The organism is Cytobacillus oceanisediminis (assembly GCF_003182355.1).
GTDB classification, from domain to species: domain Bacteria; phylum Bacillota; class Bacilli; order Bacillales; family Cytobacillaceae; genus Cytobacillus; species Cytobacillus oceanisediminis_A.
Window position 1 is genome coordinate 186899 of the sequence record NZ_QGTW01000003.1, and the last position, 19400, is coordinate 206298.

General features: G+C 39.8%; 19 protein-coding genes. 5 read left to right on the forward strand and 14 right to left on the reverse strand.

What is annotated here, in order from left to right; genetic code table 11:
• The first annotated feature begins 52 nt into the window (after positions 1–52).
• On the forward strand, positions 53–745 hold the full coding sequence (locus DFO73_RS07630) for a Crp/Fnr family transcriptional regulator (RefSeq protein WP_110064184.1): 693 nt from the start codon (positions 53–55) through the stop codon (positions 743–745).
• Between the two features lie 114 nt (positions 746–859).
• Positions 860–1336, forward strand: a complete 477-nt coding sequence (locus tag DFO73_RS07635; protein WP_110064185.1) for an Hsp20 family protein — start codon at positions 860–862, stop codon at positions 1334–1336.
• 152 nt (positions 1337–1488) lie between these two features.
• On the opposite strand, the gene DFO73_RS07640 is transcribed toward DFO73_RS07635, so the two are convergent.
• The 3 genes from DFO73_RS07640 to DFO73_RS07650 all read right to left on the reverse strand — a co-directional run bounded on the left by DFO73_RS07640 (position 1489) and on the right by DFO73_RS07650 (position 5681).
• Entirely contained in the window at positions 1489–3900 is a 2412-nt protein-coding gene (locus tag DFO73_RS07640) for an ABC transporter permease subunit (protein WP_110064186.1), read from the reverse strand.
• Entirely contained in the window at positions 3893–4756 is an 864-nt protein-coding gene (locus tag DFO73_RS07645) for an ABC transporter permease subunit (RefSeq protein WP_110064187.1), read from the reverse strand. The genes DFO73_RS07640 and DFO73_RS07645 overlap by 8 nt, the downstream gene beginning before the upstream one ends.
• A 301-nt stretch (positions 4757–5057) precedes the next feature.
• The gene (locus tag DFO73_RS07650) at positions 5058–5681 is read right to left on the reverse strand and encodes a YppG family protein (RefSeq protein WP_110064188.1); all 624 of its coding nucleotides are present in this window, start codon (positions 5679–5681) and stop codon (positions 5058–5060) included.
• Between the two features lie 379 nt (positions 5682–6060).
• Here DFO73_RS07650 and DFO73_RS07655 point away from each other — a divergent pair, with 379 nt between their 5' ends.
• Complete coding sequence (locus DFO73_RS07655) at positions 6061–6276, forward strand: YppF family protein (protein ID WP_110064189.1); 216 nt, start codon at positions 6061–6063, stop codon at positions 6274–6276.
• Positions 6277–6295: 19 nt separating this feature from the next.
• On the opposite strand, the gene DFO73_RS07660 is transcribed toward DFO73_RS07655, so the two are convergent.
• The 3 genes from DFO73_RS07660 to DFO73_RS07670 form a co-directional block, all read right to left on the reverse strand.
• Entirely contained in the window at positions 6296–6673 is a 378-nt protein-coding gene (locus DFO73_RS07660; protein ID WP_110064190.1) for a YppE family protein, read from the reverse strand.
• Positions 6674–6745: 72 nt separating this feature from the next.
• The gene (locus DFO73_RS07665; protein ID WP_110064191.1) at positions 6746–7009 is read right to left on the reverse strand and encodes a hypothetical protein; all 264 of its coding nucleotides are present in this window, start codon (positions 7007–7009) and stop codon (positions 6746–6748) included.
• Positions 7010–7403: 394 nt separating this feature from the next.
• Positions 7404–8396 carry a DUF2515 domain-containing protein gene (locus tag DFO73_RS07670; protein WP_110064192.1) on the reverse strand — a complete coding sequence of 331 codons (993 nt, stop codon included), beginning with the start codon at positions 8394–8396 and terminating at the stop codon, positions 7404–7406.
• Positions 8397–8694: 298 nt separating this feature from the next.
• Between DFO73_RS07670 and recU the strand changes: the two genes are divergently transcribed.
• On the forward strand, positions 8695–9306 hold the full coding sequence (gene recU, locus DFO73_RS07675; protein WP_110064193.1) for a Holliday junction resolvase RecU: 612 nt from the start codon (positions 8695–8697) through the stop codon (positions 9304–9306).
• 41 nt (positions 9307–9347) lie between these two features.
• On the forward strand, positions 9348–12041 hold the full coding sequence (locus DFO73_RS07680) for a penicillin-binding protein 1A (protein WP_110064194.1): 2694 nt from the start codon (positions 9348–9350) through the stop codon (positions 12039–12041).
• Between the two features lie 591 nt (positions 12042–12632).
• Here DFO73_RS07680 and DFO73_RS07685 read toward each other — a convergent pair.
• The 8 genes from DFO73_RS07685 to DFO73_RS07720 all read right to left on the reverse strand — a co-directional run bounded on the left by DFO73_RS07685 (position 12633) and on the right by DFO73_RS07720 (position 19301).
• Complete coding sequence (locus tag DFO73_RS07685) at positions 12633–13166, reverse strand: YpoC family protein (protein ID WP_110064195.1); 534 nt, start codon at positions 13164–13166, stop codon at positions 12633–12635.
• Complete coding sequence (gene nth / locus DFO73_RS07690) at positions 13159–13818, reverse strand: endonuclease III (protein ID WP_110064196.1); 660 nt, start codon at positions 13816–13818, stop codon at positions 13159–13161. Before nth ends, DFO73_RS07685 begins: the two co-directional genes overlap by 8 nt.
• A gap of 50 nt (positions 13819–13868) precedes the next feature.
• Positions 13869–14579 (reverse strand): DnaD domain-containing protein, encoded by a 711-nt coding sequence (locus DFO73_RS07695; RefSeq protein WP_110064197.1) that lies wholly within the window; start codon positions 14577–14579, stop codon positions 13869–13871.
• A 232-nt stretch (positions 14580–14811) separates the two neighbouring features.
• Positions 14812–16107 carry an asparagine--tRNA ligase gene (gene asnS / locus DFO73_RS07700; protein ID WP_110064198.1) on the reverse strand — a complete coding sequence of 432 codons (1296 nt, stop codon included), beginning with the start codon at positions 16105–16107 and terminating at the stop codon, positions 14812–14814.
• Positions 16108–16280: 173 nt separating this feature from the next.
• Positions 16281–17471, reverse strand: coding sequence for a pyridoxal phosphate-dependent aminotransferase (locus DFO73_RS07705; RefSeq protein WP_110064199.1), 1191 nt, complete (start codon positions 17469–17471; stop codon positions 16281–16283).
• A 54-nt stretch (positions 17472–17525) separates the two neighbouring features.
• Positions 17526–17999 carry a cell wall elongation regulator TseB-like domain-containing protein gene (locus tag DFO73_RS07710; RefSeq protein WP_110064200.1) on the reverse strand — a complete coding sequence of 158 codons (474 nt, stop codon included), beginning with the start codon at positions 17997–17999 and terminating at the stop codon, positions 17526–17528.
• 16 nt (positions 18000–18015) lie between these two features.
• Positions 18016–18186 carry a YpmA family protein gene (locus DFO73_RS07715; RefSeq protein WP_110064201.1) on the reverse strand — a complete coding sequence of 57 codons (171 nt, stop codon included), beginning with the start codon at positions 18184–18186 and terminating at the stop codon, positions 18016–18018.
• Positions 18187–18449: 263 nt separating this feature from the next.
• Positions 18450–19301, reverse strand: coding sequence for an ATP-dependent DNA helicase (locus DFO73_RS07720; RefSeq protein WP_110064202.1), 852 nt, complete (start codon positions 19299–19301; stop codon positions 18450–18452).
• Between the last annotated feature and the right edge of the window lie 99 nt (positions 19302–19400).

A 19400-nucleotide genomic window follows, 5' to 3' on the forward strand; every position in this document is an offset into this window, starting at 1 on the left:
CATGTTTTTTTGTTACAATAAGCTTATTAGAACGGGAAGCATGAGGTGGATTATGAAAGCTGCAGAAATTAAGAAAGTTCTTTCTCAATTCTCCCTTTTTCGGGAACTTAACGATGAAGAACTTGATAAAGTTGTTGAGGTTTCAATATCAAGGGGATGGAACAAAGGAAGCCATGTTTTTCTCCAGGATGATCCTTTGGAAAATGTTTATTTTATTAATAGCGGCAGAGTTAAGATATATAAAAGTGATATTAACGGAAAAGAGCAAATTGTAGCGATTTTGACCAAAGGCGAGATGTTCCCGCATGTAGGCTTTTTCCGGAAGGGCGGATATCCTGCTTTTTCCGAAGTGCTTGAAAACGCCCAGCTTGTTGTGGTCCCAATTGCTCAGTTTGAGAAAGTTCTCATCGAAAACCCTGAATTATGCATCAAAGTATTTAAGGTACTTGGCGAAAAAATTGTTGATCTGCAAGAAAGATTAGAGGCACAGATTTTAAATACTACTTATGAGCAAATAATTAAGCTGCTGATACGGCTTGCCAAAATGCATGGACAGGAGCTCGAAGAAGGTTCCTTCATCCTAAAGGGCGATTTTACAAATAAGGATCTTGCCAATATGATAGGCACCACAAGAGAAACTGTCAGCAGAACACTAACAAAGATGAAAAAAAATAAATTAATTGAAACAGATAAGGATGGGCATTTAATCATTAAGCCTGATCAACTACTTGAAGAAATTTTTTAAAAACCGCATCTAAGCGGTTTTTTTATCCTTCAATTGCCTTTTCCATCAGGAACATTCACCCATTGGGCAGCATACGATATGATGAATAATCCTGTATGAGAGGGGATGCATGTTATGGAAGATCCAAAGAAGAGAGAAAGAGAAAAGGACAGAAACGAGCCGTTTGGCGATTTAATGAAGTCCATGAATCAGCTATTTCATGAAAAGCCGGTGAAAGGGTTTCTACAGACAATGGATGATTTTTTTAAGAACCCCTTCCCTTATGCTTCTTCCTTCCATGTGGATGTTGCAGAAACAGAGAAAGAACATATCATTACTGCAGAGCTCCCGGGAATAAACAAAGAGCAAATCCAAATCGATATCCTGGACAATTATATTACGATATCTGTTAAATCTGCTGAAATGGTAACGGAAGAGGATGAGAACAGAAAGATCTTCAGAAGACAGCAAAGCCTTCAGCGCTCCAGCCGTACAATTCCCCTTCCACAGCCGGTAAATGAAAAAAAAGTAAAAGCGGTTTACCAAAATGGACTGCTGCAGATTACAGTGCCAAAACAGCAGGGAAAAACAATACTTATTGATGAAATCTGAACCCGACCACTGCCATAATGAAGCTGAGAAGCCTCTTCTATTAAGTTCTTTTATATTGTCTGGGTAAACAAAACAAGCAGAGTAATAGACTGCTTGTTTTTCTGTTATGCAATTTAATTTTATAGACAATCAAACTGACCGGAAATAAACGTTTAACTGCTTGTTTTATTTGAGGTATCCAGCCAGTTATTAAAATAGCCTGTCGGAACGCTGAAGTAGTCTTTGGTAAACCGGATAAATTCCTGTGTATCTACCTCTTTATAACGGAACTTTTGATAATAATCGGATAGATACTGCATACCCACTTCCTTAGGTGTTTCGCCCTTTTGTCTGTACTTTTCCTGGATCAGCTTATAGATTTCCAAGGCTGGCTGGCCATATATATAGCCAGTATGTTTTACCTTATCAAGAGGGACATTGGAATACTGTCTGCCAAGTCCTTCTTCCTCAATTGTCTCCATTCGATAATGGGAGATTCCAAACGCCTGCGGTTCGGGCTGATTTTCACCAGCGTAATAATACATAGATGCGGCAAACTCGGTCATACCTTCATCAACCCAAGCATGGTGATAGGGATCATTAGCTACCACTCCATAAAAATATTGATGGGCAATTTCATGAACGATGGATATATCATAAAATCGTTTATCCCCTATGTAAGGGTTGATGGTTACGATTCCGGGATACTCCATAAACTGGCCCTCATCCAGAACAATATCAAGCTGGTTATGGGGATACTCCCCTATGTTCTCCTGATAAAAAGACAGTGCTTTTCGGGCGAGTTCGAGGGAAGCAGCCGGATCTTTGTTATGATTATTTCTCGTAAACAATCGAATTTTCACACCGTCCTCAGCTTCCGTTTCATACATATCCATATCCTTCATGACAGCAATGAAAAATTCCCTGACTCTCTCTGCTTTAACGGTGCCTTCATTTTTTTCCGCTTCAGGATCCTTTTCGGCAGTTGAAACCAATGAATATCCATCAGGCAATTTGTATGAAACTTTGAAATCGGAGAAGCCTGTATGGAAGGTTTCCAGCCCCTCTTTATAAGGCTCTTTATTCCACTTGCCATTTTGGTAAACCGCTGCCATGGGATACCATTGAGCAAGATAGTGGTTTGGGATTACCGTTGAAAAACGGCTGCCTTTTTCAGGCACTGTAAAGCCATACTTTATGTTTATTCTGTGTTTAGCCCTATCTGCCATTCCTTCACTAACAGGGATTGTTAAAGTATCGTCCTGTAATGTATACTCCGTTTTCTGCCCGTTCAAGGTTACTTCTTGGATTTCTGATTCAGAGGTTCCTTCAATGGATTCGAATGGATGTCCCTTTTTAAAGACATTGGGGATAAAGTAAAATACAAGTTCTTCCCATTCCTCGTCCGATTTGTTTTTTAATTGGATATCCGCTTCGGCTGAAAAGATCCCGTTTGCATCCATTTTCAAATCAAGGGTGTATTCAGCCTGGCTGCCGCTTTTGACACCTATATCCCTGTCCTTTGTAGCTGTCACATAAATACCTGCGCCAGCAAATGCAATTACCAGCACACCTAGAAAGACTTTGGGAGTGGAAAGTGTCCAAAAACCTCGCTTTGCACCATATTGCTTCCTCGTTGGAAGCACCTGGGGCTCATGCCCAGTCTTAATCCACGGTGTTCGCTGGTAGTTGGATTGAAAACGATTTTTCAACCCATTGGCAAGCAGGCTAAAGGATGCAGTCGTAAATAAAAGAACAATTAACGGTACAAGCAGAATATGAGTGCTTCCATAAATATTCCCTCTTGCCTGGCCTACGAGGCCAGCCAGTTCTTTTGTGACAGATAGATAGATGATCGGATCATATCTCATGATCGTACCGCCTACAAAAATATTCATAAGAGCAAGCTGTCCCATAAGGGCAATTACATAGACAATCTCCAGAATAAACATGACTAAAAAAGATTCCTTTAATTGCGGAAAGATGTGCTTCCATATGAGTCGGTGTTTGCTTGCCCCGAGTACCCTTCCAGCATCAATATAGACGGATTGATATAACTCGGCTGTTTTAAGTCTTACTGACGAAACAATACTAGGAATACTGATTACCGACGCTATAATTATGAAATAGCCAATAAGTGTACTGGTTTCTATGGAACTGTTAAAGCTAATCGGCGATAGAAAAAAATATAGAATTAAAAAAAGAGGGACATAGCTCCATGCACTTTCGAAAGCAATCATCCATCCCGGAGTTTTTTTCAAGGTTCCAAAATACAAGCCGATAATTGTTCCAACTAACATTTTTATGGCGGTGACGGCTGCAGCTATATAGACCGTATATCGAAGCCCATTCAGTATCATGGACATTAGATCATATCCCCATTTGTCGGTGCCTAGAGGGTAGGAGTGCGATTCAAAAGGCTCCATCGGCGGCGCCAGCACTTTTCCATTTGTATACTGCGTTTCAAGTGTCGATGTCAATGAATGCTGAGCAAGCATTGGACCAAAAATACAGAAAAAAAGCAATACCGTGACCAGAAAGGTCCCAATATATAATGAGTAATTTACCTTTAACAGCCTATTCATAAATAAAACCCCGTTTAAACAGATAGAATAATAGCCTAATTGAAACATAGACAATAAAAGATATTAAAAGCATGGCAAATAATCCAATTGCAATTGGCTGAACTTCATGGCTTTGGAAAACAAACTTTGTAATTCCAGAGACATTCATTATGTATTCAATAATAAATAAATTGCCGATCGCCAGAGAAATTACTTTAACAAGCTCAGCTTTAATGAAAGGCTCTAAATTTTTATAGATGTGCTGGAAATTTATGTAACTAAAACCCATACCCTTTGCAACAGCCGTTTTAATATAATCTTCACTGCTTGTTTGATAGTACTTTACCGATACGAGCTTAAACAAATATAACGTAGGGGCAATAGCCACAAGCATAGTTGGGAACCAGGTGTTAAGTGCGCCCCCATCTGGCCTTAGTGAAATCACTCTTATCCCCGTCACTTTATATACTTTTACCGCAAGAATCATCGACATGACGATGATAATGAAATCAGGGATTGCTGCTAGGATATTTAAAATCATGCCAAAGATCTTCGTTGGCCGGAGCCTGCTTATAAATACACCAAATATCAGGCTAATGAATACTGCTGAAATAACACCAGTTAGAACAATTTGTAAACTGGTTAAAAAATTATCTCCGATATCCTCTGCTATCGGCCGGGTTTGCCTGCCCAGCTGATAGGATCCAAGGCTCCCATGGCTTATTTCCGTGATAAAATCACCATAAATCTCGGGCAGGCTGCCAAAATTCCATTCTAGGCCTCCCTCGATCGAATCTACTGAAACGATTTTCGGCAAAGCTGCAAGAAGTAATATTAAAACAAATACAATAAATATTTGCTGTACAGCTCGAACCATAATATCCCCCCTTGATAACTTCTAGTCATTTTTCTTTTTTTCATCTTTATCTAAATTTTGTTAATGCTGTAAAGAATATGAGTTTTTTACTGGGTGTTTTGATATATTCTATTGAATGCACTATCTCTGTAAGTGTTGTCTTCTGTTTTTGCTCAAGTCAATATAGTGCCGAAGTAAACAATACGCATGAACATAGTCAATGCTATAAATAGACCGGCTATTCTATTTTCAAATATATTCAATCTTTTTTCAAGTCTGATTTTTCATCACAATAAAAAAAAGGCCAGAATGGCCTTCTGATCTAAACTTTAAATATGCCACCCAGCCCTTTTACCATCGATGAGACCTGTGTTACAGCATTCATCATTTGGCCGGCTGTATCCACCATTTTATTGAGATCCAGTGAGCCATCCTGTGCTTTAAATGAATTCATGATCGTCTGGACTCCTGAAGGCTGTTTTGGTATGAATGACTGTTTAGGATACGGATTCATATACGGGTAAGGAGGTACGGGCTGCTGCTGCTTGGAATTAGTTCCATAATCTTCAGATTCTAATGGATTTTGAAAGATGCTGGGATTTTGTGAGGCTTGAGCAGGGTAATAATGGGACTCATAGCCCTGTAAAGGATAAGGATTAGGGCTATAACTTGACTGTGCATCCTGCATCAGATATGGGTTAGGGACAAAATTTGGCTGTGCATCCTTCATCGGATATTGTCCAGGGTAGGGCTGCTGGAAGGTAACTCCATATGGTGCATAGTAAGGATTCCATTGCCCCGATGAACCCTGATAATCATGCATTGGCTGTTGCCTCATATAGTGTTGGCCATTCATTCCCAAATAGAATGGATCACTGGAAGAAAACTGGTTCCAGTGCCCGTATGGCTGGAAATGGCTGGCTCTATTTATTTTTCGGCCAAACATGGGCAAACACCCTCCTTATTACAATAATAAATGTAAGGTATTCATTAGTTATCGTATAGGTATATCGCCTAACTCCCCTTCATCAATACAATATATGTAATACATGCCCAGAGTGTGAAAAGCCATCTTCAATGTACTTCCATCTCATCAAAATTATTATGAGTGCCTGCCGATGAATTAATAATATCGGAAGCGCTTTCCTGTTTTGTCTAACCATGCAGAAATGTGTCGGAAGTTTGATTTTTTTAAAAACGATGAAAAATTATTTTTCATGTTAGGATATAAAAAAACAAACTATTTCTTGTCCCCTTATTCATGTCCACGGTACTGCGAGGAAGCTTTTCTTCCTGAATCAATATTTAAGAGGAGGCATTATCAAATGAATGTTCACGAACTAAAAAAGAAGTTTCAGCAATTACGGGAGTATACTCCTGAAAATGTTAATGAGTTATTGGATTTTGCCAAAAAGGCATATATCCATAATGAAATTTCCAGTACAGATTATCGCAATCTTGTTCGTGAGCTCGAAGCTCAAGGAGCAGCTGTTCCGGAAAGCTATAAAGATAGCTCCCTCCATGATTCAATTAATGTTTAAAGTCAAAGAGGAGAACCGATTAGGTTCCCCTCTTTTCTTCTGTCAGTAAACCTATTAATTGTTTTAACACATACATTGCTGAGTTTACATAATTTATGAATCTTGTTTTGCTTGTTTCCGGGAAAAATGCCTGAATGGACACCATTTCGATATGCTCTGAAGCCGAGTCGATTTGCTGAGAATAAAGATTTTTCGGCTTAAGCCTATTAACCCACTCCACTGCTTTTTTCTTCCACCTATCATTTATGGCTTTAACTTCATCTGCAAAAGGCTTCACTTCATTGTAGAAGTCAGCCTTTTCCCCTGAGTCCTTTACTCTTTTATACTTGTCATCCGAGGCTTGTACATATATCACTAACTGTTCTGTTAATTGCAGCAGTTCTAGTTCATTATCCATTGATCATCAGCTCCAAAAATAAAAGTAGCTATTATAAATTAGCTACTGAATGTTATTGCTATTTTATTTCACTTAAAAGCCAAGTTCAAGCTGCATGCTTTTGGATCCTTTAGCATTGTCTGTCTCAGACTTAGTTTCGGAGAAGGCTGTTAGTTCATTTTCAATCGTTTCGAGTTTATTTCCACAGACTGTTATTTTATCTGTCTGATCTTCATACCAGTTTTGGCGAAGGCCTGATAAATTTGATTCCAGAACGCTTTCAAGCTCCTCAAGCTGATCATATATTTCTGTCAGCATAGCAAGCAATTCTCTTTTTTCAACGATTTTCCCTTGCATGTAAAAACCTCCCCATTCTTTTCTCCAAGCTTTCTTCATCACCTAATTTATTCTGGTAGCAATGATGTTTTTTTGCTGTGTGCCTACATAATTTCTCTCTGGGAATGAGGTTTCCTTCATGGCTGACAAAACTAGAAGAGATTCGCCAAAGAAAGTACTAATTTGCATGAAAAATTCTTAGTTTCGACATCCGCCAAGGAATGAAAATAAAGCCATTGAACAAACTATATATCGGAGGTGTTTACTAATGGCAAAAAAAGAAAAACAAAATAAGGTTCAACCCAAGAAAATGGAAGAAACAAAGACAGGCTATGGAAATAAGAAACTTGAAGGCCCTGACCGTCCATCAACATAAGAATCTAAATCTGAAAAGCAAGGAAAATTCCTTGCTTTTTTATTTGGAATAAAACAGATTCCCTAACCATGCCATTGCTTTCAGCTGCTTTTGCTTGTGCAAATACCACTCTGTTATATGGACGGGATGTCTTTGACTTACTGTTTCTTTTTGCCATTCTTTCCTAATTCGCTTTTTTGCAGACCAATCATTAAATTGATGAATGTGATGGGTAATTATAGGGTATGTACAGCGTAGGAAAGGAGTATTTCTTGGTGTCCTCCTCTTAAAATATTTTTCATAATCGTGCCTTGAGCCAGTATGAATTGTAGTGGATGCGAAATCATAAATAGCCTTATAATAACCAGGATCAAACAAAATTTCAGCTAGTCTTTTTCCCAGATCTATCCTTTTAGATACGGACCTAAAGCCGTTTACACTGGCTCCGTATAATTCACCATTACATGTAGGGAAAATAACCGAGCTAAAATGAAAATAATCCTGAAAGAAAAAAAGCACTGAATGAAAAACTTTATTTTTATAAACAGGGTGCTCCATCACGGGCTTTTGAATAACATTCTGTTCGTTGATAATAAGTGAAATTAGTAACCTCTTTTTATTTCCTTCACCCCAGAAATGCATCCATTCCCGTTCCATAAATGAAGAAACATGAAAAGTTTTTAATAAATGAAACATTGGCCGATTCATTTTCGTCGAATAATGATAGAGGAGCAATTGAGGATAAGCGTCCTGAAAGATCATCCAATTGGCTCTTTCATAAGTGAGGTAAAGTATATCCCTCACCTGCTTCCCAATAAGTTTTGGAAGGCAGCTGCCTTCAAGATCGCACATATTCCATCCCGCGTTTCGTGACACCATGGAGGCAAGGAAAGACCAGCATATTTCCGGGTGCTCCTTGTAAAAATCCAAATAGGCATCTGTCCTGGAGATATTATCAATATTATTTTTTGCCGTCATTTTGTTAATGTGCTCTATTAAAAATTGCTCATTTTCTGCAAAACGCGGAAGGGTATATTTTCCAGGGAAAAGCATTGCATTTCACCTCAGGAAATGAATAGATATTAACGAAGATTAACAGCTTAAAACTTTATCGAGCTGAAACTAAGTCACTGAAACTGCCCGTAAAGACCCGATTCGTTGAAAATAAACTAAATAACGCCGCATCGTAATTTGAATATGTTAGTGACTTCGTTTTATGAGCCTAACCATAGGCGGGAAATGGACCCAATGATGGAAGTTTAACTTAGCGTTTGTTAATTAGAACTTTTTATTCAACCAAAGATTGCTGACTTTTGTTATGATAGGGAGTAGTTTAAAACGGGGTGACTGCATGAATTTTCATTATCCGAATGGCAGGAGATATGTCCCTGCTGCAAAAAGTACAAAAACAATAAAAGCAGAGAAAAAATGGTCCTACAGCAATCGCGGGATGACTCTGGAGGAAGATATTAATGAAACAAATGAGTTCTATTTGGAACACGGAATAGCTTCAATCCATAAAAAGCCTACACCTGTCCAAATTGTACAAGTGGATTATCCAAAGAGAAGCGCTGCCGTAATCAAAGAGGCATATTTTAAACAAGCATCAACAACAGATTATAATGGTGTTTATAAAGGAAAATATATTGATTTTGAAGCCAAGGAAACTCAAAATACCACCTCTTTTCCGCTTAAAAACTTTCATGAACACCAAGTTAAGCATATGGAGGAGGTATTAGCCCAAAAAGGAGTATGCTTTGTAATTCTTCGTTTTTCATCAACTGAAGAAGTATATCTCTTAGAGGCGCATTACTTGCTCTCCTACTGGAAGAGAATGAAAGATGGAGGAAGAAAATCCATTACCAAGGCAGAAATCGAAAGCCGCGGGCATCACATTCCGCTTGGATTTCAGCCCAGAATTGACTATATTAAGATAATAGATTATCTTTATAACCTTAACTAATAATTTTTTCAGTCTGATTGTCAGAAAGGATGAACATATATATGGCAGAAAAATATCAATCAAGAGAGGAGCGCCGCAAACAGCAATCCAAGCCTAAAAATAAGGGCAAGAAAAAAGCTTCAGGTACTTTTAAACGCATTTTTCTCATTTTAATTGCTCTTGGAATCGCTGGAATGCTTTTAGGTGCTGGCGCTTTTGCTTTCATGGTTAAGGATGCTCCCAAGCTTGATGAGAAGCTATTGAAGGATCCGATTTCTTCGCAAATTTATGATATGGAAAACAATTTCATTGTAGATGTAGGCTCTGAAAACCGTGATTATGTTGCCTATGAAGATATACCCAAACTTGTTGAGAATGCCTTTTTGGCAACTGAGGATGTCCGTTTTTATAAACACAATGGGATGGACTTAATTCGATTAGGCGGGGCAGTTATCGCCAACGTAACACGTGGATTTGGTTCAGAAGGAGCCAGTACGATTACGCAGCAGGTAGTCAAGAACTCATTCTTAAATAATGATAAAACACTTAGCAGGAAAGCACAGGAAGCATGGCTTTCCTTCCAGCTTGAGCGAAAGTATACAAAACAGGAAATTTTCGAAATGTATGTCAACAAAATATACATGTCAGAAGGCCATGGGGTCCTAACAGCATCAAAGATTTTTTTTGATAAAGAATTAGATGAGTTGAAGCTGCATGAAGCTGCCCTTTTGGCAGGCATGCCGCAAAGTCCCAACAACTACAATCCATTTGATTATCCTGAGAAAGCAGAAAAACGGAGAAATATTGTGCTTTCACTTATGAATCAGCATGGTTTCATATCAAAGGAGGAAATGGAAGCAGCGCAAAAAGTGCCTGTTGAATCCACTCTCGTTGCAGAAGAAAAAAGGGAAACTGATGAATCAAAATATGATGCTTTTATAGATGTTGTGTTAGATGAAGTAGAAAAGAAGTACCCGGATCTCGATCCTTATTCTGATGGATTAAAAATTTATACAACCCTGGATCCCAATGCCCAGAAGCATGTTGAAACGATTTTAAATACAAATGAAGTTGTGGAATATCCAGATGAAGAATTCCAGGCCGGCATCACCCTGCTTGATACTAAAACAGGCGAAATCAGGGCGATCGGCGGAGGACGAAACCAGAAAGTCAAACGCGGGTTCAACTTCGCCGTGGACCAAAAGAGACATGCGGGTTCAACTTTTAAGCCAATTGTCGATTACGGCCCTGCAATTGAGTATTTAAAATGGGGTACCTACCATACAATTGTGGATGAACCTCATACGTATACTGGCGGAACAGAAATCAATAACTGGGATGGAAGACATATGGGCCCAATGTCCATGCGTGAAGCGCTCGCACGTTCACGGAATATACCAGCCCTGAAAACTTTACAGGAAGTAGGAACTGATAAAGCACTCGAATTCACTAAAAAGCTAGGTATTCCAATGGATGAAATGTATGAATCCTATTCAATCGGTGCTTATGAGGTTTCTTCCATGCAAGTTGCAGGAGCTTATAGCGCTTTTGGTAACAATGGTTTTTACACGGAGCCACACGCAGTTAAACAAATTGAAATGCGTGATGGAACAAAACTTGATTTGAAACCTGAATCAGAAGTTGTCATGAAGGATTACACAGCATTCATGATCAGTGACATGCTGAAGAGTGTTGTGAAATCTTCATATGGAACTGGCAGATTGGCTGACGTTCCCGGCCTCCCTGTTGCGGGAAAAACCGGGACTACGAATTATTCTAAAGAACAAGAACAAGAATTTGGAGTTCCAGACGGTGCCGTGCCGGATGCCTGGTTTGCTGGTTATACGACCAACTATACAGCGGCTATTTGGACGGGATATCAAGATAGAAAGAATTATATAAACGCTGGAGCTGACCAAAAAATTGCCCAAAAGCTGTTTAGCAATTTAATGGCACATGTGTCCCAGGGCAAAGAAACAGCAGACTTCAAAGTTCCTAAGACTGTGGAAAAGGTAGCGATAGAGAAAGGCAGCAACCCTGCTAAACGAGCAAGCCAATTCACACCAAAGGACCAGATTATTTATGAATATGCTGTAAAAGGAAATGCTCCAACAGAAGTATCCAAGAAATTTGATAAACTGGACTCCCCTTCCAACCTGGGAGCAAGCTATGACCAGGCAACAAATGAAATAACACTGACTTGGGAATATCCAGAAGATGCAGAAGGCACTCAATTTGAAATAACCGTATCAGTGAATGAAGGTGGTGACCAGCAGCTGAGCGTCACTTCTGAAAAAGGCTTAAAGGTTGCCAACCCGCAACCGGGAGCTGTGTACACCTTTAAAGTAACAGCCATTCGAGGAGACCAGCAAAGTGATCCTGCATCTGTCAAGGTTGAAATCCCTGATCCAAGCATGATTGAGGAAGAAGATGCTGAAGGAGAAGAACAGGACAATACCGGTGAAGAAGGCCAGGATAGCCAAGACGGCGATCAGGGCGGTAACCAGGATGACGGCGGTTCTGAAGAAGGTGGCGGAAATGAAGAAGGTCAAGGTGACGGAGAAGGTGAAGGTGAAGGTACCGGAGATGGTGAAGGTGACGGTGACGGGACTGGAGATGGCGGCACCGGTACCGGAACAGGCACTGGAGACGGCACAGGCGGCAATACTGGAGGCTCTGGATCTGGAACCAACAGCAACTCTGGTTCTGGAACTGGCTCCAGTGGCTCAGGGACTGGATCAAGTTCTAACAATTAAAGTAAATCAAAAAAAGCTGACTCGAATATGAGTCAGCTTTTTTGATGTTGAGTGTGATTAGATGTTGTTTGCTGAATCCGGCGTTTACGAACGGGATTTCCTGATTTGAGTCCGGATGATACCCAATTACTGAGCGACTTCAATCCGTTTCGCTTATTTGATTTTTTTGCAGTTCCGGTGTTTACGCGCGGGCTCTCTCGATTTGCGTGTGGGTGGAACCCCTTTTCTCTCCGGCTTCTCTGGTTTGTACGCGGTTCTATGTTTGACGCGAGATTCATGGTTTTGCGCGCAAGATTTCTTGTTGGGGGCGGGCTGATTAACGCATTTATACTTTAGGGAGCAACACTGGTCTATAACGACGAATTAAGGTTTGGCAAAGACGCAATTCCGAGGTTGATTTGACGTATTTATCTTTTTAAACGAAATCCTGGACTATAATAACGCGTAAGTACTTGAACACGAGGCATTAGGGTTTTACAATGACGTATTTCCAAGAAGATTTGTCACATTATTTGACGCATTTTTGCTTTAGGGACTCTGCTTTCTTTGATTACACAAAGCTCTATTAAAAACATTTAAATAAAAAAGCGCCTATTTTTTTTCAGGCGCTTTCTTCTTTATATTTTCCAATGTAATATGCTTTATATAGTGCTTTTCCATTTCAGCCACTAGTACGGACAACTGGATATAGGCATGGTATAAAGCTGGACTCTTTAATATAAAATTGAGTCTTTCCTTAAGGTTAACCGGCTTTATCTTTAAATCCCCCAACTCCTCCTGAAAATCAACAGGCTTGCCGTTTGTCCAGAATAATAGCTGCAGAAATAACCCAATTGCTGTTTTCATTGGATCTTCGGCAGCTTTTTGGTTTCGATTTCCGAAATGCTCATCAAGAAGCCTTTTATGTTCTTTCCATTCCTCCAGCAGCACACGGATGCACTTTTCTTTTTTTTCCCAAGGCTTTAAAGCTTCCATCCCGGCGTAATACGCAGCTTCATACAGAAATAGAGGGTGAATGTACTGCGTTTTCAGCATTGATTCATCTGCTGTAATCCCATCTTCCGGCTTATTGAATATAGGGTGGCAAAGCTTAGCAGAAAGGGGGATGATTAGCTGACTATTCATTTTCTTGCTTCCCCTTCATCCTCTTTTTTCCTTCCCTGCATAGGTCGAGAAGAGGGCAGATTTCACATTGCGGATTTTGTGCCTTGCAATGGTACCTTCCAAAGAAGATCATGCGATGATGGGTCACGGACCACTCATCCATTGGCACCTTTTTCATTAATGTTTTCTCCACTTCCAGTACGGAGTCCTTCCAGCGGCAAAAACCAAGCCTTTTGCTGACACGTTCTACGTGAGTATCAACTGCAATAGCTGGGACACCGTATGCGACAGACACAACTACATTTGCAGTTTTACGGCCAACACCCGGCAGCTTTGTCAGCTCATCCCTGTCCCGGGGCACTGCTCCATTATATTCATCAAGGAGCAACCGGCAAAGTTTTTGAATGTTTTTTGCTTTATTCCGATATAGGCCAATTGAACGGATATCCTCCTGCAGCTCTTCTATGGGAACCTCAAGATAGTCCTGAGGAGTTTTATATTTTTTAAAGAGATTTCTTGTCACCTTATTTACCAGCACATCTGTACATTGGGCAGACAGTGCGACTGCTATTACAAGTTCAAATGGATTGGAATGATTTAATTCACAGTGTGCTTGCGGGAACATTTCTCCCATCGTATCTAGGCAATATCGAATTTGTGTTTTATTTAACAAAGAAATCACCACTTACTGTTTGTCTATTTTTCCAGCAGTTTAAAATTTGTTTACTGTTCAAGCCAATTGTAAAAAGGAACTGACTTCGCTGTCTGAGAAGGCATATCTTCTTTTTTATTTCTTTGCTGAGATTGGTTTTGCCTAAACTTTTTTCCGTAGCTTTTTGCTTGCTCAATTGTCTTGATGCCGTTCTTTTTCCATTCAAATAATATTCTGTCTATATATCTGAAGTTTAGCTTTCCGGACAGGACAGATTCTCTTAGTGCCGCTTTGATTATGTGGGGATTATGGTGGTCATCGTCCATCCATAGTGCAAGTGTCTCGCATTCAAACGGTGAAAGCGGCCTGCCGAACTCCCTTTCAAAGCATGTATACAAGTCTGTTTCGTCTTGCTGCAGCTTAACCGCTTCTTCCTTTTTGCCGCTAAGAAGAAATTGGTCAATGAGCTTCTCCCAAAGCGGATCAAGATGGTATTTTTCAAAACGGATGCCATCAGCTGAATAGCTGTCTTTAATCTCAATGTAACCTTTTTGAATTAATTTTCTTAGCATCTCCGTACATTCTGCAACAGATATAGTCATGCGGGAAGATAATTCAACTGGGGTGGGAAACTCATTCCCATGTTCAATAAAGGAAATTACATGAAGTAATAAAACGAGTTCATGTTCATTTAGATTCATTTCTTTGTATTGGGTTAACAGTACTCCAGGAATTGAAATATTCCCTTCCTGAAGCCATTTCAATAAACTGTTTTTTGACATTCGTGACACCTCCTTTTCAGTATATCATGAACATAAGTGCTAAAGTGAGGAGAATTACCGGTAAGTTTTCCATGAAATTTTATCTTGACTACTGGCAAAACTTAATAGACCAGCTGACCGGCCATCTCAACTTCAGAATGTTCTTTCGATATTGCAAGAAGCAAAAAATCCGCGGAAGGCGGATTTTTCACTGTAATTAATATACATTTTTCCGGGTTTACGGGCAGTTACATTATGGATATAAACGGTTCAGCAAACGAGGGAATGGGATGGTTTCACGTACATGCTCCACTCCGCTGATCCAGGCAACAGTTCTTTCAAGGCCAAGGCCGAATCCGGAATGCGGTACGGAACCGTACTGGCGCAGTTCAAGATACCATTTGTATGCATCCATTTCCAAATTATGCTCCTCCAGGCGCTTCTTAAGAAGATCATAGTCATGGATACGCTCAGAACCCCCAATTATTTCTCCATAGCCTTCAGGAGCAATCAAGTCTGCACATAATACAACATCTTCCCTTGAAGGATCAGGCTGCATATAGAAAGGCTTTAGGGAGGTTGGATAATGCGTAATAAAGACTGGCTTTTCATAGCTTTCAGCAATAGCCGTCTCATGCGGAGCACCGAAATCATCACCCCACTGGATATCATCAAAGCCTTTTTCCTGAAGGAATTTAATAGCTTCGTCATATGTGATGCGCGGGAATGGAGCTGTGATCTTTTCAAGCTTGTCTGTATCACGGCCAAGCGTCTTAAGTTCAATTGCACAATTTTTCAAAACGGATTGTACAATGTGCGATACATATTCTTCCTGGACTTTAAGGTTATCTTCGAATTCATGAAAAGCCATCTCAGGCTCAATCATCCAGAATTCAATCAAATGGCGGCGTGTTTTGGATTTTTCAGCACGGAAAGTCGGCCCAAATGAAAATACTTTTCCAAGCGCCATAGCAGCAGCTTCCATATAAAGCTGTCCACTTTGTGATAAATAGGCATCTTCATCAAAATATTTAGTCGCAAAAAGCTCTGAAGTTCCTTCCGGTGCACTCCCTGTTAAAATTGGCGGGTCTACCTTGGAGAATCCCTGCTCATTGAAGAATTCATAAGTTGCACGGATAATTTCATTTCTAATTTTCATTACCGCATGCTGGCGGCGGGAGCGCAGCCATAAATGGCGGTTATCCATTAAGAACTCAGTTCCATGCTCTTTTGGAGTAATTGGGTAATCCACAGCCTGATGAATGACTTCAAGCCCGGTAACAAGGAGCTCGTAGCCAAAAGGCGAACGCTCATCTGTTTGAACCTTGCCAGTAACATATACGGAAGATTCCTGTGTCACTGACTTTGCTCCCTGGAATACTTCATCAGGGACTTCAGCCTTCACGACTACCCCCTGAATAAATCCTGTTCCATCACGAAGCTGCAAAAAAGCAATCTTTCCGCTTGAGCGCTTATTGGCAATCCAGGCTCCAATGGTAACTTCCTGGTCAACATATTTATGAACTTGAGAAATTGTTGTTTTTGTCAATTTATGTTCCCTCCAAAAAATCTAAGCAATCACTTCTTATGTATCGCTATATATTATACCTTCCAGCCCTCTGACAAGCAATAATAGAGAAATTTACGAGATGGATAATGATATTTTTCATTAGATAACATAGAAGAAGGCCGGATATCATCCGGCACTCCAGCAAACAAGTATTACTTCATATTCTTTTCAACAAAGCTATGCATACGTTCAACTGCTTTTTCAAGCAAATCAAGAGAGGTTGCATAGGATAAACGGATATTTTCAGGAGACCCAAAGCCCGAGCCCGGAATTACAGCAACCATCGCTTCTTCCAAAAGAGCTTTTGCAAAGTCATCAACATTTTCAAAGCCTGTCAGTTCGGCAGCCTTTTGTACATTTGGAAATAAATAAAATGCTCCTTGAGGTTTAACACAAGTAAAGCCTGGAACTTTAATTAACTTATCATATATGATGTTTAAGCGATGCTCAAAAGCTTCCCGCATTTCTGCAAGCATATCCTGCGGGCCAGCATAAGCCGCAATGGATCCGTATTGTGCTGTTGTTGTCGGGTTCGATGTGCTATGGCTGGCAAGATTGGTCATCGCTTTAATGATTTCCTTATTTCCTGCAGCGTAGCCAATTCTCCAACCTGTCATGGAATGCGACTTGGATACCCCATTGATAATAATAGTTTGCTCTTTCAGTTCTGGTGAAAGCTCTGCAATGGAAGTATGCTTATGGCCGCCATATACCAATTTCTCATATATTTCATCTGAAATTATTAAGACATTATGCTTTAGGCAAACGTCTCCCAATGCCTTTAATTCATCTTCAGAATAAAGCATTCCTGTTGGATTGCTTGGCGAATTGATAATCACTGCTTTTGTTCTATCTGTGATGCTTTCAGATAGCTGTTCCGGTGTAATCTTATATTCATTTTCCTCTTTTCCCTCTGCATAAACCGGCACTCCGCCAGCAAGTTTAACTTGCTCAGGGTAACTAACCCAGTATGGAATCGGGATGATTACTTCATCCCCTTCGTTAAGCAATACCTGGAAAAGGGTATACAAGCCATGTTTTGCCCCGCTTGTAACGATAATTTCTGAAGAGTCGTAATCAAGGCCCTGGTCCTTTTTAAACTTGGCTGCGATTTCTTTCTTTAAAGCTGGAAGCCCTGCAGAAGGGGTATATTTTGTATGTCCTTCATTCATGGATTGGACTGCAGCATCAATGATATGCTGAGGGGTATTAAAATCTGGTTCCCCGGCTCCCAATCCGATGACATCATGTCCCTGGGATTTTAATTCCTTTGCTTTCGCAGTAATTGCTAAGGTTGTTGATGGTGTTAATGCTTTAACTCGTTGTGCCAGTTGAAACTCCATTGTGCTTCCTCCCGTTTTTTCCTGACGCCGATCGAGGCTTTAATTAGCTTCGGCTTACAGGTTTTCGATTTTTTTCAGCCATTCTCCTGTTTTAAAATCTATATAATAATAATTTATTAAATCACCTTTGGAACGATAATGAATTTCCCATAATGGAATATTTTTCTCCATACCGAGGCGCACGGACATAATTTCAGCAGGATTTTTTTCCTGTTTAAGCCTGTTAATGGCTTCCTGGCTGGATATTCCATCAGATTGTCTTCGCATAACTATTTTTCCTTTTTTCTCAGGAACCCACACAAATATGTTGGTTCCTTCAGCATTCTTGCCTTCGATTACATAGTAGGTTTCAGTGCCGTGGTATAAATGGAAATCTTCAATTTCAGTAAGATCTGTTTCCATTTTTGCAAGCTCCACAGCTTTTGCTTCGGCCGTTTTTACTGGCTTCATGCTGTTAAAATATATCCAGGTGCCTGCACCCATGCAAATAACAAACAGAACTAGTACGGCTATTAAAGCTTTTTTCATTTTTTAATCACTCTTTTTATGTACGATAAATGGTAAAAATCGCTTTATTTTGGTCTTCCTGATCAAGCGCCAAGCCGAACATCAGGTCTTTTTCCTTCAAGGTTCTGTTTAGTGCATCAACAACTTTATACAGATCCGGGCTCTGCTGGATTTTAACTGTAGATAAAACCTCAATTTTGCTTTCCATTCTGGAATTCCTCCTCAGCCTCTACAATATTTGTAACTTATATACCTTACCCTTTAGGTTAAAATATACTTACAAAGAAATACACTCTATAACAGTATAACAGCAGAATATGTTTCCTTGTATCAAAACAAATACAAATTTTCTTCTAGTCCACCACGTAATGCTGCGCTCTTAGCGCAGCCTTTTTCATTACAGAATAAATGCCTCATAAAGAATCTCCAGGAAGAGAATTTCCTGGAGGTCCTTATACAGCACTAACTGTACTATTTATATTCCTCTTCCTGGAAAATCGTAATGACTTCATAGTTAATATCTGTAAATTTGATGGTGACAGTTCCATGCTTCCTTGTATAATATACATCAACCCATGCATCATTTAACAGTCCGAATAAATCAGAAGCCGGTTTTATTGATGATTTATGAAACAAGATGGCAATCTGCGGATCCATATGTTTAACCATCTGTTCTGAAATGGATCCTTCCTTGCCAAAGGCAGGAAGTTTTACGATATTGACATTGGATAAATCCTTCTTCATAAACACTTCTTTTGCTTTGTCACTAGTTGAATTCATGAATAGAATCCGATGTCTTGCGAAAGTAAAAGAAACATCCATTCCGTCCCCAGTTTCAATCCCTTCAAAAAGAACTTCAGTATGAAGTCCGGGAAGAAGCTGCTGTTTAGTATCATGGCTCCAGACATGAATATTAATATCGCTTAAATCAGCTTTTCCTTCTTTTAATTGAGAAGCAATGGGTTCCCCAGCTATAACCTGCTTCACATCATATTCTTTTATTAGCCAGGCGAGGCTTGACTCATTGTAGAGATCCTCATCTGTTAGAATAATTGTCGATATCTGATTTGTCCTATAAAGCTGCAGAAGCTTTTTTAATTCAGGTTCAGTCCCCGGTCCTCCAGTGTTGATCAGGATATTTTGATCATTGCCATGGTGGATCAAGGATGCTTCTCCATCGGATAAAGAAAAAAAAGTAATAGCGAGCTCATCGTTTTTAAGTTTTAGATCAATGCTTTCCACTTTAACCGGAACTGCAGGTGAGTCCTTCGGTATGTAATACCAATTAGTAAACATCAGCAAAAAGGCGAACAACACTTTCATCTATTCATTCCTCCTACCCTATGAACAAAAACGGAAGCGGGCATATATAGCATAAGCGTGAACCTTTCAACAAAGTCAGTTCCACCTTACTTAATTAAC

What these genes read in the sequence shown, in the direction of transcription:
- DFO73_RS07630 (WP_110064184.1), top strand. Translation starts at nt 53, where the DNA reads ATGAAAGCTGCAGAAATTAAGAAAGTTCTTTCTCAATTCTCCCTTTTT.
- DFO73_RS07635 (WP_110064185.1), top strand. Translation starts at nt 860, where the DNA reads ATGGAAGATCCAAAGAAGAGAGAAAGAGAAAAGGACAGAAACGAGCCG.
- DFO73_RS07640 (WP_110064186.1), bottom strand. Translation starts at nt 3,900, where the DNA reads ATGAATAGGCTGTTAAAGGTAAATTACTCATTATATATTGGGACCTTT.
- DFO73_RS07645 (WP_110064187.1), bottom strand. Translation starts at nt 4,756, where the DNA reads ATGGTTCGAGCTGTACAGCAAATATTTATTGTATTTGTTTTAATATTA.
- DFO73_RS07650 (WP_110064188.1), bottom strand. Translation starts at nt 5,681, where the DNA reads ATGTTTGGCCGAAAAATAAATAGAGCCAGCCATTTCCAGCCATACGGG.
- DFO73_RS07655 (WP_110064189.1), top strand. Translation starts at nt 6,061, where the DNA reads ATGAATGTTCACGAACTAAAAAAGAAGTTTCAGCAATTACGGGAGTAT.
- DFO73_RS07660 (WP_110064190.1), bottom strand. Translation starts at nt 6,673, where the DNA reads ATGGATAATGAACTAGAACTGCTGCAATTAACAGAACAGTTAGTGATA.
- DFO73_RS07665 (WP_110064191.1), bottom strand. Translation starts at nt 7,009, where the DNA reads ATGCAAGGGAAAATCGTTGAAAAAAGAGAATTGCTTGCTATGCTGACA.
- DFO73_RS07670 (WP_110064192.1), bottom strand. Translation starts at nt 8,396, where the DNA reads ATGCTTTTCCCTGGAAAATATACCCTTCCGCGTTTTGCAGAAAATGAG.
- recU (WP_110064193.1), top strand. Translation starts at nt 8,695, where the DNA reads ATGAATTTTCATTATCCGAATGGCAGGAGATATGTCCCTGCTGCAAAA.
- DFO73_RS07680 (WP_110064194.1), top strand. Translation starts at nt 9,348, where the DNA reads ATGGCAGAAAAATATCAATCAAGAGAGGAGCGCCGCAAACAGCAATCC.
- DFO73_RS07685 (WP_110064195.1), bottom strand. Translation starts at nt 13,166, where the DNA reads ATGAATAGTCAGCTAATCATCCCCCTTTCTGCTAAGCTTTGCCACCCT.
- DFO73_RS07695 (WP_110064197.1), bottom strand. Translation starts at nt 14,579, where the DNA reads ATGTCAAAAAACAGTTTATTGAAATGGCTTCAGGAAGGGAATATTTCA.
- DFO73_RS07705 (WP_110064199.1), bottom strand. Translation starts at nt 17,471, where the DNA reads ATGGAGTTTCAACTGGCACAACGAGTTAAAGCATTAACACCATCAACA.
- DFO73_RS07710 (WP_110064200.1), bottom strand. Translation starts at nt 17,999, where the DNA reads ATGAAAAAAGCTTTAATAGCCGTACTAGTTCTGTTTGTTATTTGCATG.
- DFO73_RS07715 (WP_110064201.1), bottom strand. Translation starts at nt 18,186, where the DNA reads ATGGAAAGCAAAATTGAGGTTTTATCTACAGTTAAAATCCAGCAGAGC.
- DFO73_RS07720 (WP_110064202.1), bottom strand. Translation starts at nt 19,301, where the DNA reads ATGAAAGTGTTGTTCGCCTTTTTGCTGATGTTTACTAATTGGTATTAC.